The sequence below is a fragment of the Mongoliitalea lutea genome (assembly GCF_014652135.1).
GTDB classification, from domain to species: domain Bacteria; phylum Bacteroidota; class Bacteroidia; order Cytophagales; family Cyclobacteriaceae; genus Mongoliitalea; species Mongoliitalea lutea.
The window spans coordinates 127,613-139,230 of sequence record NZ_BMYF01000012.1; the positions used below are offsets into that span (position 1 = coordinate 127,613).

Sequence of the window (11,618 nt, forward strand, 5' to 3'; positions counted from 1 at the left end):
AGATAAGGTTTATTAACCACATCTGCATACATTTCTTGATTACAATCTGATTTTTACCCCTCCATTGACCACAAACCCATCCAAAGGAGCATAAATCTCCCGAAATATAGGATTATTGATACTGCCCGTAAAGATGGTATCAAAACGGGTCTGTCTGGCATCTAGGAAGTTTTCAAAGTTGATATACACCGAAAAACGTTCCCACATTTTTTCCGCCATAAAACCCATAATCCAATAGGATTGTCCAACCGAACCATCGGATAATTGTTGTGGGCTGAAGTAATAAGACTCCCAGCCTATGCGAATTTCATCGTGGACTTCATAGAACAGTACAGAGTTAATTCTGTGTTTGGGAGTCAATGGATAAGTATTGCTATTTCCTTGGCGAATGATACGTGCATCTGTAAATGAATAGCCCATCAACCATTTGAAATCTCTCCACTCCCATTTCACATTGGTTTCCATACCTCGGGTATCCACATGTCCGTCAATATTTTGCAATTGAAATAAGCCAAGATTATTTTCAACTGGTTCCAAAAACAAAGGACGGTTCAAATAGGTGTAGAAAAACAAATGGTTGATACTTACAAAAAGGGCATCATCCAATAGTCCCGTTTTGTAATTTACATCCCAATTAAGTCCATAGGAGCGTTCCAGGACATTGCTAGCAGGTTGAATTGGAAGGACGTTTTGGTACTGCAACCGTTCGGTTTCCTCCGTGAAAATGGTTGGTGCTTTGTACCCCAAGCCCCCACCAAATCGACTACTGAAATTAGCATTGGCTTTCCATAGCATGGCTACTCTAGGCAATACGGCCCAACCATAATCCGGTACATAATCCGTACGTAACCCACTTTCCAAAATCCACTGTGGCTGTATGGTCCAAGTGTTTTGTGCGAAAAGCCCATAGGTTTGTAAATGATAGCTTCTATCCAGCACTTGGTCCTGATCGATGAATTGTTCGGTGTACACGTTGGCACCCATCACCCAATCACTTTTGGTTTTATCAACTTGGTAATTTACTTCACTAAAGCTTGACCATTGCTGTCCCTGAAAGAGGTAATTGTTGGTGGTCAGGCTTCTATCAAAGAAATTCACGGCATTTTTTACTTGCAAACGCTTGTTTTCAGCTAGCTCATGATTCAACTGAAATTGGGAATTGATCCGAAAGCTGTTATTCTCCTCAAAGAATGCATTTACAGGGGCTTCTTGATTGCGCAAAAGGGCCATATTGCCTCCTTTTCTATCCTCTTGGTTCATATTGATTCCAAATTCAACATGAGTATCCTTCCTTGGGTAGTAGAATAGACGGGGATTAAAGGTGTAGCGCTGAAATTTTGGAATAGCTGAAAGCCCAATATCCGCTGGGTCAAAAGGGCTATTGGTATTATAGGCAGCAAAGATGGTGCTGCCCCATTTACCATTTCTTTTTCCATGAAATCCTGAAATATCAAACCCGCCTGCATTGGTGCTATTCAATAAAAAGGAGGTTTCACCTTCTTCTGAAGGGCGTTTTGAGATTAAATTAACCAAGCCCGCAATTGCTCCTCCGCCGTAAAGGGTAGAAGCAGAGCCTTTCAGTACTTCCACCTGTTGTAAATCCAACGGAGGAATTTGTAGTAAGGAAAGGCCAGAAGCTGCCCCTGAATACAAAGGGAAGCCATCTTTTAATAACTGGGTGTATCGACCATCCAAGCCCTGTATCCGGATGGATGCATTTGCAGAAGTAGGTGAAGTAACTTGCACCATGATGCCAGTACTTTCACTCAAAAGCAAGCGTATGTCTCCTGGTTTCATATTGGCTTTTTCTTCCAACTCTTCACCTGCAATCAACTCGATTCTGGTTGGAGTGTCAGCAATTGTCCGAGAAGAGCGGGTAGATTGGACCACTACTTCTTCCAAGTTTCCATGCTCTTCATGCAAATGGATAATAGTTACTGGGGTTTCAGTAGGTATCGTGACGGAAACCCGTTTTCGTTCATATCCGATCAGGGATAGCTGAAGTTGATAGCTGCCTACAGTTAAATTTTCGAATGAAACCATCCCGTCTATATCAGTTACCCCTCCGGTATTGGTTCCTATAATTTTGACGATAACACCTGGTATAGGAGTTTCATCGTGTTCATCAATAATTTGAAGCTTAAGACTTGCCGTTTGACCCGATACTAGGGAGCAAAGCATGGCAAGGCACAAGCTGAATAGTAGTTTTTTCATGCTTGTTAAAATATATGCTGGAAAATAGTTGAGCTCACACACAGACATGCAGCACTCTGCTGATTAATTAATCAGTTGTGATGTCATAGAATGAGTCTGTGTGAGGAAAAATCAAGCAAACTTCGGTGGATGCCAAAAATTATGAACTGGGTCTATAATTCTAAGCGAGGGTATAATCGGGTGATTTTCTATCAAGAATATGCTCGTTTCAATGGCCCAGGTCGGGTGTATAGTAAGGGGAGCAAAGGTTGAACAATGCTTACAATTAGAAAAAGGTGGGCAGCAATTGCCTTCAGGATGATCGTGAGCGTCGTGTTCGTGGGTACTCAGTTCGATAGTCGTGTCCTCGTGCTCACAGTGGTCCATTCCATGTGGAGGGAAAACCATAAGGGTTAGGATGTAACATAGAAAGAATACACTTAGATTTTTCACAAGTGAAAGTTACGTAAAGAATAACGAATTGTCCACCTGAATTTTACTCATGAATCAAATCAATGATTTTTTTGAACATGGAAACCCCAGTTTCAATGATTTCATCTGGAAAATCAAAGCTTGGTTCGTGGAGTTGAGGCTGTTGTAGTCCTGACCCTAACCCGAATAATAAGGTTTTGGTATGGGTAGAGAAAAGCCCGAAATCTTCCGACCATCGGAAGGGTTGCTTGGCTTCGAAGGTATTCATGGTTAGGTCATCTGCAGCTTTTCTTCCAATAGCTGTAGCCTCTGGGTCATTGTGAGTGGCAGCAAAACTTTCTGTGAGGGTAATCTCTAAGCCGAGACTATGCTGCGCTGCAAGCGCTTCGGCTAAACCTCTGGCTCGCTCTACCAATAAATCCCTTACCTCATTCGTAAATCCACGCAAGGTTGCCATCACCACGGCTTCTCCTGGTGTGGTACCAAAAGCTATTTCTCCCAATTTGGCATGAATGACCGTTACCAAACTGAATTCTTCTATGGATTCTGGAAGCTTTTCCAGACCCAAAACCAGCGCGGACATGGCTTTCGCAGGGGATTTCCCCGCTTCTGGATGCGCAGAGTGGGAATTCCATCCTTTTAGATGAATGCTGATTCCTACAGAAGCTGCGGCAAAGGCCCCTTCTTTCAGGACAATTTGATGCATTTCGTATCCCGGGAGATTGTGTAAAGCAAACGCATAATCCGGATGAATTTCGGTAAATCTCGGATCAGCAATGACCGCTTCGGCACCTTCTCCTGTTTCTTCGGCCGGTTGAAATAAGAGTACTACTCGCCCTTTACTGGGTTTTTGTTCTGATAAAAGTGTGCCTAGCCCTGTTATGATTGCCATATGTCCATCATGTCCACAGACATGGGAAGTGCCGGATATTTTACTGCTGTGTGAGATGTCGGGGTTATTTTCTTGAATAGGCAAGCCATCCAATTCGCAACGAAAAAGACTGGTAGGTCCAGGCTCAGAGCCTTCAAATACATAGGCCAAACCTGTTTTTCCTAAGCCAGTATAAAACTTATCCACATCGAGCTCTTGAAACAATTCGTGGATTTTTTGAGCTGTTTTGGATTCCTCACCGGAGATTTCTGGATATTGGTGCAGGTATCTACGGAGTTGAATGAGCGATTGTATGGTTGGGGTGTTCATGATTTGCTTGGGATAAAATTAAAATCTTCTAGCTCAAGGGTATTGAAAGTTGTGAGAACTTTTTAAATTCGAATGTCCTTGATACCTTAAAATAGCAATAAAAATGACAGAAGAACAAAAAATCAGCCTAGAACAAGAAATTGAGCAATTGAAAGCAAGTCTTACAGGTGACATGTTTGCAGATATGGATATCCGTGACAAAATTCACAACTTGGAGATGGTCGTCAAAGGCATCAAGCCTATGGACAGTTCTATTGATTGTATCGGTTGTGGAAGTTAAAGTAGATAATTATGGATTTTGGCTTATCACCAAACACTATCAAGCAAATTAAATCTATTCTGAAACAGTTTCCAGAAGTAGAAGAAGCTATTCTGTACGGAAGTAGAGCTAAAGGCAATTACCGTCCCAATTCTGATATCGATTTAACATTGGTTGGGGAGAAGCTTGACTTTTCATTGTTGTTGAAAATAGAAGTTGCGTTAGATGACTTGTTGCTACCTTATAAAATCGACCTTTCTTTATTCAGCAAACTAAGCAGTGAAGCATTAATTGACCATATTCAAAGATTTGGGACAAAATTTTATGAGAAATTGGAGGTAGAAACGTGATTAACCTGACAAATTTTTTTCCAAAGAAACTTGCCAAGTACTCCATACTAAAACCCCCCACTCAATTTTTTCGTGAACTATAATTGCACCACTAATCCATAGACTATGAGGCATTTGTTAATTTTCTTTATTACTTCATTTCTTTTTCCCTTGTTAACATTTGGTCAAGATGATGAAGAATTATCCAAGGATGTAGCGATTGCTTTTGATAAGGTTTATCTTCATACCGACAGGTCCCACTACTTTTTAAAAGATACTATTTGGATTAAGGCCTATGCTTGGTCGGCGGTTACTGGCGAAGGGTTGAGACCTTCATCTAGTCAAACATTGTACCTAGCACTCAAGAATCAACAGACCGGTGAGTCAGTATTTCAGTCAGCAGTATTATTGGACGAGGGGATGGGCTCTGCACAGATAGTTTTGGGAGAAATTCCCTTGGGGGATTATGTATTGCTCGCACAAAGTGAGTCTATGATTACATGGAAAACAGGTTACACGTTTCAGCGTCCCATTAAAGTGTCTGAGGTAGGTGCTGTAAACTTAGTTCGCACGTCAACTACTGATAAGAAATCTTTTCCAATCCCCTATCAAAACGGGCTACGGATAGGACTGAATACTTCTGATGGGGACTATCAATTAATCATTGACAGAGCCAAGGAACAAGCTGACAGTGTGTTTCAACTGATTGGTTTGCAGCATGGGAAACCCATCTACGAGCAGATCCTATCCCTACAGGAAGGAAAGAATGTGTATAACTTGGACTCAGAAGCATTTTTACCGGGCTTAGCAGATTTTGCTCTAGTCAATGAATTGGGAGCGGTGATTGCCGAAAGACCGGTATATTTCCATCCCCAAGCGATTCCAACCTTGAAGATTTCCACGGACAAAGAAACCTATCGCCCACGTGAACGAGTGCAGGTATTGCTGAATATTTTGGATGAATTCGGTGAAGGCCTGGAAGCTGATTTTTCAGTTTCTGTAGTGGATTCCAAGCAAGTGAGTTGGCCGGAGGATATGAGTACCATAGTGACAGAAATGGAAATTGGGTCAGTGTTGAATGAGCCTTATTTCTTTTCTCAGCAGCTATTTGAAGAGGATTCTGAGCGTTCTGCTAAGGCTGTGAATGACCTGATTGCTTCCGGTCAAAGTTTGACGGCAATATCCAGATTTTCTGCCCAAACGGATGGAGTTCAGAATGAAAACCCGGGCATAAGGTTAAGCGGAGTTGCCAAAGAAAAAGATGGGAAGTATCTCGAGAAGGGAACAACATTGGAATTTCTGATCTATCCACGACAAGGAAGTCCCTTAATGGCTTCTGCTTCCGTAGGAGAAAATGGACGGTTTTCCTTAGAAGGGCTGATGTTTCAGGGATTGGCTGCTGTAGTAACTAGCCGTACAGGAATGGTTGGCAAAAAATCAAATTCAGAAATGTTGTTGGCTTCACAAATTGTTTTTGAACCGATCACGTTAGCTGCCCCTACACTTTCTGCAAAGTTTATAGGCGTCGAAGAATCCAACAATTTAGATGATATCCGAAGATATACATTGCTTCGAAATTCAAGAATGGACGAGCGCGTGATTGATTTGGATACGTTGACCATAGAAAGACAAGCATGGACTTTTGGTTTTACCGACCGGACCTCTCTTTATTTCAATCAGCCGGATATTCGACTGGATATTCCCGAAAGAGGCTTTGAAAACCTTAATTTTTTTCAATACATCAGGGGAAGAATCCCGGGTATGAGCATGGTAGGAGATCCAATGGATATTGGGAACCCTCCCTTGATTTTCTTGAGAGGTTCACAGTTTACCATGAGAAATGAGTCTAATAATCCAGGAGTACTTTTTTTAATTGATGGAGTTGTAGCCAACAGATTTATGGTAGCTCCTATAATGATGAGAGATATAGAGCAGGTAGATATTTTAAATTCTGTTGCCAGCCAATCTGCTGTAGGGATTCAAACAAAGGGAGCTGGAGTGATCAATATCCTGACAAGAAGAGTCAATCAAACAACAGACTTCTCCGAAGAAAATGTGGTAATTGCTAGTGGATATCAGGAAGCTCTCAGGTTCCCAAACATTAAGGAAGGGGAACTTCAAAAAGATGTATTCAAAGCTAATTGGAATGCGACAGTTTATTGGAATCCTTATATGGGAACAGATTTCGAAGGCAGGGGTAATTTTGAATTCGTCCTAAACGATTTACAGTCTGAACTCAAAATTATCGTGGAAGGGATGAGCAAAACAGGGCAGCCGATTTTTGGAATTCATACAATCCGAGTAGAAGAATGATTCGGTTTTGCTGCTGCTTAGTTCTTTTCATGCTCGCCTCACCGATTGCGCAGGCACAAGGACATATCAAAGGTGTGTTGATAGATGCAGAGACAAAGGATCCGCTACCTTTTGCAACAGTTTTTCTGTCCAACACTACTTTTGGTTCGGTTACCGATTTGAAAGGAGTTTTTAATCTTACCAATATTCCTACAGGTGAATATGAACTTGTTGTGAGTTTTTTGGGATATCAGACCGTTCAGCGACAGGTGCTGATTGAGAAAGGAAAGCTTTTGCAGTTGGAACTTATCATGACACCTGAGCTAATTGATTTAAAAGAAAATCTAGTGGAGGATAAACGGGATAAATCCTGGTATGCTAATCTGAAGATCTTTGAAAACTATTTTTTAGGTTCTAGTATCAATTCTAAGAATAGTAAAATCCTCAATTCTGAAGTCCTGATTATGGATGATCAGACTAAACCCGGTTATTTATTGGTCTCCGCTAAGGAACCCATCATCATAGAAAACCCCAATCTTGGGTATCAGATTAGTTTTGTATTACAATCCTTTGAGTGTAATCCAAAAGAAGAGCGATGGAGCTATTTTGGATTTCCTTATTTTGAAGAAATGGAGGTGCCAGCCCGAAGAGTAAGCCGGGTATCCAAAAATCGGGATAGGGCATACTTTGGCAGCATGACACATTTTTTGCAAGCGGTATACCAGGATAAACTAGAAGCAGAAGGCTTTGAAGTATTTTTGGTCAATAGGGTGAGAGGAGAAGATCAGCTTTACAGAGAAGTCGTTTCAGATGTAAAAGTAATTACTTCAGACATGTTCCTTCGGGACGAAAAGGGGAAAGCCTACTTTCATTATAGAAAGCCAATTTTTATCCGATACAACCGTGAAACAGAAGAAACAGCCTTTAGCATGAGATACAGTGAAGCTCGATCTCCTTTTCAAATCACCAAATTTATCTTATTGGTACAGAGAATTCGATTAGAACAAGATGGAAGATACTTTCCTGCCTCAGGCATTTACACCGAAGGATATATGGCGTGGGAGCGTGTGGCTGATTTGATGCCGTTTGGGTATGTTCCAATGGGTGAAACTACTCTACAAATTAAAAGCCCTGAAAACATTAATTTTCAGGGCTTTTGAATTTGTTGCATCTTATCTCCTACTTCGAGCGCGTCGCATTGGATTATCTCCACTCGATACACCTCGGGCACCGCCTCCTCCTCTAAACATTTCAAATCTGCTCGGCACAAACTGTCTCGGCCAGTAATTGTTGCTCTCATCAATATCGGCAGTCTCACGCAAAGGATCCAATACGATATGGCTCACTTCTTTTTTCTTGGCAAAAACTTTAGTCACTTCAGTTTCATTTAGCCTCCAAATTTGTGCAGGAATGCGTTCAATTTCTGAAGTTCCATCTGTATAGTTGAATTGAATAATCAATGGCATCACTAATCCTCCTTCATTTCTAAAGGTCATCTCGTAGAAATTCAAACCAGAATTAAGTAGCTCTTTTTCTTTAGGACTTAGACGGTCTATAAATTCTTTGTAGGCTTTCTCATCATCAGGAGTGACGGTAAATGGATTATAGCTATTGTAGAAATCCCGTGTAGCAGGATCTCTTTCCACCACTGTTTGAGGAATATCTTTCACATTACGCTCCACACCCACATGATAGGCTTCGCGCTCGGCAACTTTTTGCTCATCTGCCTTCTTTTGAGCCGGTGTGCGATTGTCTAATTTAAACCAACGAACTTGCTCTATAGAGATATCCACAGGCTCTGTTCCAAAAAACCAGCCTCTCCAAAACCAATCCAAATCAATTCCGGAGGCATCTTCCATGGTGCGGAAGAAATCTTCTGGGGTCGGGTGCTTAAACATCCAACGCTGAGCGTACTCTTTGAAAGCAAAGTCAAACAGCTCTCTTCCCATGATGGTTTCACGGAGGATATTAAGAGCAGTAGCTGGCTTGGCATAGGCATTTGGACCAAACTGGATGATATTTTCAGAGTTGGTCATGATAGGCTCTAATAATCTTTTTTCAGAAGCCATGTAAGGAGCGATTTTGTGCGCAGGACCTCTTCTGGAAGGATAATTTCTATCCCACTCCTGCTCTGCTAAATATTGCAAGAAGGTGTTCAAGCCTTCATCCATCCAAGACCATTGTCTCTCATCCGAATTCACGATCATAGGGAAGTAATTGTGGCCTACTTCGTGGATGATTACGGAAATCATTCCGTATTTAACAGCGTCCGTGTAAGTACCATCTTCATCAGGTCTACCATAATTGAAGCAAATCATCGGGTACTCCATACCATTGGAACCTTCCACAGAAATTGCCACAGGATAGGGGTAATCAAAAGTGCGTGCAGAATAAGAATGAAGGGTGTGCGCTACCACTCGTGTGGAATATTGCTCCCAAAGTGGATTTCCTTCTTTACCGTAGTAAGACATGGCCATCACATCTTTGCCGCCTTGCTTTACTGCCATCGCATCCCAAATAAACTTTCTGGAAGAAGTCCAAGCAAAGTCTCTTACGTTTTCAGCATGGAAAACCCATGTTTTCTTATCTCTCGCTTTTTGCTTTTCCAGACGTTCGGCTTCTGCTTGCGTACGGATGACAATTGGTTTGTCATAAGTCTTTTTCGCTTGCTCCCATCGCTGAAGTTCAGTACTGCTCAATACTTGTTCTGGGTTTTGTAGTACACCGGTAGCACCTACCATGTGGTCAGCAGGTACAGTGATTTTCACTTTATAGTCACCGAAAACCAAGGCAAACTCACCTCTTCCTACAAATTCCTTATGCTGCCAACCTTCAAAATCAGAGTAAACAGCCATACGAGGGAACCACTCTGCCATGGTGTACAGGTAGTTTCCATCTTTTGGGAAAAACTCATAGCCTGGACGTCCACCGATGAAACTCATTCGATCATGGATATTAAAACTCCAATCCATGGTGAATTCTGTAGTTTCTCCTGGTCTCAATGGCTGTGGTAGGTCCACGCGCATCATTGTTTTGACGATTGTTACGGGGATGTCTTCGCCAGCAAGATTTTTGACGTTATTGATTTTGAGCCCTAAATCCATGTCATGCCATAAGATGCTTTCTAATTGGCGCAAATTCATGCGTGGATTGATACGGCTTTCGGCAATTTTTGGGGTATTGGAATCTTTATCCCGCTCATTTTGGTCCAACTGAATCCAGAGGTACTTCAGTTCATCAGGGGAATTGTTGATATAGGTAATTTTTTGCCAGCCTTTGATGGATTGATTATCGTCATTCAACTCTACTTCAATCTCATGGTTGGCTTGTTGCTGCCAGTACATGTGGCCAGGTGCACCAGATGCAGTTCTGTATACATTGGGAGAGCGTAATTCTGTCCCTAATTGTTCAAACCGCTCTGCATGATTTTGTTCTGTTCGTTGGGCTTGTGTAGGCAGAGAAAAAATGATTGCTGCCAATGCTCCAAGGAGTACATGTTTTTTCATATAGGTTAGTAAATGCTTCGTTGATGGAAACAGCAAGTTACTACAAGATGTTGGAATCGAGTAGTTTTTTACAGAAAAGGCTGATTTTTTTGATTACCAGAATTTAGTATCCAGTATCATCATGATGGCCATCCCCAATACGACGGAAGAAATCACCAATGTCCAATCCTTGCGGTTGATACCGATGACTCCCACCAAAAGCATTGCGGCTACCAAAAATATCCCAACAATTACCAATTGTCCCACTTCCAAGCCTAGGTTGAAGGCCAATAATGGCTGAAAAATAGAGGCTTCTTTACCCAATAAGGATCGCAGATAATTACTGAACCCTAAGCCATGGATCAAACCAAAAAATAAGGCAAAGAAATAATTGATCTGTACTCCTCTACCATTGCTAGGTTTGGGTTTAAGGATATTGCTGATTGCGGTAATTGCAATCGTTACAGGGATTAAGAATTCAATTAAGTCAGCATTTACTTTGATCACATTCAAGGTGGCAAGGGCCAAGGTAATGGAGTGGCCTAGGGTAAAGGCTGTCACTAAAATGATGATCTTTTTCCAATCCCGGCCCAGATAAATGGCGCATAAGGCAATGACAAACAGGATGTGGTCAAAACCATCCAAATCCAAAATATGCTGAATACCTAATTGAAAGTATAACTGAAACTGATTCATGTGCTGTTTTGTAGAATAAGGAAGCTGTGGCTTCCGAATATTAATTAACTTGCAAAGAAAATAAATAAAGCCAATCCAATGCCACTAAATTTCATTTTCGTTCTGTTATTTTCCTTTCAGCTGCTTTCACACCCCTTTTACATCAGCTTAACGGAAATCCGCTACAATGAGCGACAGAAGTCCTTGGAGATTGCGCAGAAGATTTTTTGGGATGACTTAGAAGTAGCTTTAGGTGAATTACATCAGACCAAAGTAAATTTTCTAAAACCTGAAAGTCAGGAACAATTGGAGCAGATGATTGAGGGCTATTTGCTGAAGCATAATCAGATTATCGTCAACAATCAGCAGGTGAAATTGGCGTACCTGGGTTATGAGGTGGAGGAAGATGCGGCTTGGTTTTACATGGAAGCTCAGCGGGTCTCTGCACCAAAAAAGGTGGTAATCCAATCCGATATCCTCATTGAACAATTCCCGGGACAGCAAAATATCATCAACTTCTTTGTCGGAAGCCGTCCAAAAAGCTTGATCCTCCAAAAAGGGAAAGAGCGGGGGACGCTTAGTTTTTAAATCCAACTTTGGGAGGGTTCATGCAAAGGCGCAAAACCGCAAAGTTTTTGTTCGTCATAAAATCTAAAATCTACCCTCTAAAATTAAAAAGGTCCACAGATTTCTCAGATTAGCACAGATGGATTTTTTCACGCAAGGAGCGCCAAGACTTATCGCAACGCTCG

At 41.6% G+C, this 11,618-nt stretch carries 10 protein-coding genes; 6 read left to right on the plus strand and 4 right to left on the minus strand.

Annotation, left to right across the window (positions count from 1 at the left end; genetic code table 11):
- Window positions 1-39: 39 nt before the first annotated feature.
- Window positions 40-2,214, minus strand: a complete 2,175-nt coding sequence (locus IE080_RS11140; protein ID WP_189582190.1) for a TonB-dependent receptor — start codon at window positions 2,212-2,214, stop codon at window positions 40-42.
- 129 nt (window positions 2,215-2,343) lie between these two features.
- Between IE080_RS11140 and IE080_RS19640 the strand changes: the two genes are divergently transcribed.
- Window positions 2,344-2,466, plus strand: coding sequence for a hypothetical protein (locus IE080_RS19640; RefSeq protein WP_262893057.1), 123 nt, complete (start codon window positions 2,344-2,346; stop codon window positions 2,464-2,466).
- Window positions 2,467-2,689: 223 nt separating this feature from the next.
- Here IE080_RS19640 and IE080_RS11145 read toward each other — a convergent pair whose 3' ends face one another.
- Window positions 2,690-3,826 carry an amidohydrolase gene (locus tag IE080_RS11145; RefSeq protein ID WP_189582192.1) on the minus strand — a complete coding sequence of 379 codons (1,137 nt, stop codon included), beginning with the start codon at window positions 3,824-3,826 and terminating at the stop codon, window positions 2,690-2,692.
- A gap of 103 nt (window positions 3,827-3,929) precedes the next feature.
- On the opposite strand from IE080_RS11145, the gene IE080_RS11150 reads away from it, so the two are divergent.
- From IE080_RS11150 to IE080_RS11165, 4 genes are all read left to right on the plus strand, one after another.
- Window positions 3,930-4,106 (plus strand): hypothetical protein, encoded by a 177-nt coding sequence (locus IE080_RS11150; RefSeq protein ID WP_189582195.1) that lies wholly within the window; start codon window positions 3,930-3,932, stop codon window positions 4,104-4,106.
- Window positions 4,107-4,117: 11 nt separating this feature from the next.
- Window positions 4,118-4,435 carry a nucleotidyltransferase domain-containing protein gene (locus tag IE080_RS11155; protein ID WP_189582198.1) on the plus strand — a complete coding sequence of 106 codons (318 nt, stop codon included), beginning with the start codon at window positions 4,118-4,120 and terminating at the stop codon, window positions 4,433-4,435.
- Window positions 4,436-4,540: 105 nt separating this feature from the next.
- Window positions 4,541-6,727, plus strand: coding sequence for a TonB-dependent receptor (locus IE080_RS11160; protein ID WP_189582201.1), 2,187 nt, complete (start codon window positions 4,541-4,543; stop codon window positions 6,725-6,727).
- A gap of 29 nt (window positions 6,728-6,756) precedes the next feature.
- A complete protein-coding gene (locus tag IE080_RS11165) occupies window positions 6,757-7,866 on the plus strand; it encodes a carboxypeptidase-like regulatory domain-containing protein (RefSeq protein WP_229800594.1) in 1,110 nt (369 codons plus the stop codon).
- A 12-nt stretch (window positions 7,867-7,878) separates the two neighbouring features.
- Here the strand turns inward: IE080_RS11165 and IE080_RS11170 are convergent, their stop codons facing one another.
- Entirely contained in the window at window positions 7,879-10,212 is a 2,334-nt protein-coding gene (locus IE080_RS11170; protein WP_189582207.1) for a M1 family metallopeptidase, read from the minus strand.
- A 93-nt stretch (window positions 10,213-10,305) separates the two neighbouring features.
- Window positions 10,306-10,887: a HupE/UreJ family protein gene (locus IE080_RS11175; RefSeq protein ID WP_189582210.1), complete on the minus strand. Its 582-nt coding sequence runs from the start codon at window positions 10,885-10,887 to the stop codon at window positions 10,306-10,308.
- Between the two features lie 78 nt (window positions 10,888-10,965).
- Here IE080_RS11175 and IE080_RS11180 point away from each other — a divergent pair, with 78 nt between their 5' ends.
- On the plus strand, window positions 10,966-11,454 hold the full coding sequence (locus IE080_RS11180) for a DUF6702 family protein (protein ID WP_189582213.1): 489 nt from the start codon (window positions 10,966-10,968) through the stop codon (window positions 11,452-11,454).
- The last annotated feature ends 164 nt before the right edge of the window (window positions 11,455-11,618 follow it).

Excerpts from the sequence above, each read along its gene's own strand:
- IE080_RS11140 (WP_189582190.1), bottom strand. The coding sequence starts at position 2,214 with ATGAAAAAACTACTATTCAGCTTGTGCCTTGCCATGCTTTGCTCCCTA.
- IE080_RS19640 (WP_262893057.1), top strand. The coding sequence starts at position 2,344 with ATGCCAAAAATTATGAACTGGGTCTATAATTCTAAGCGAGGGTATAAT.
- IE080_RS11145 (WP_189582192.1), bottom strand. The coding sequence starts at position 3,826 with ATGAACACCCCAACCATACAATCGCTCATTCAACTCCGTAGATACCTG.
- IE080_RS11150 (WP_189582195.1), top strand. The coding sequence starts at position 3,930 with ATGACAGAAGAACAAAAAATCAGCCTAGAACAAGAAATTGAGCAATTG.
- IE080_RS11155 (WP_189582198.1), top strand. The coding sequence starts at position 4,118 with ATGGATTTTGGCTTATCACCAAACACTATCAAGCAAATTAAATCTATT.
- IE080_RS11160 (WP_189582201.1), top strand. The coding sequence starts at position 4,541 with ATGAGGCATTTGTTAATTTTCTTTATTACTTCATTTCTTTTTCCCTTG.
- IE080_RS11165 (WP_229800594.1), top strand. The coding sequence starts at position 6,757 with ATGCTCGCCTCACCGATTGCGCAGGCACAAGGACATATCAAAGGTGTG.
- IE080_RS11170 (WP_189582207.1), bottom strand. The coding sequence starts at position 10,212 with ATGAAAAAACATGTACTCCTTGGAGCATTGGCAGCAATCATTTTTTCT.
- IE080_RS11175 (WP_189582210.1), bottom strand. The coding sequence starts at position 10,887 with ATGAATCAGTTTCAGTTATACTTTCAATTAGGTATTCAGCATATTTTG.
- IE080_RS11180 (WP_189582213.1), top strand. The coding sequence starts at position 10,966 with ATGCCACTAAATTTCATTTTCGTTCTGTTATTTTCCTTTCAGCTGCTT.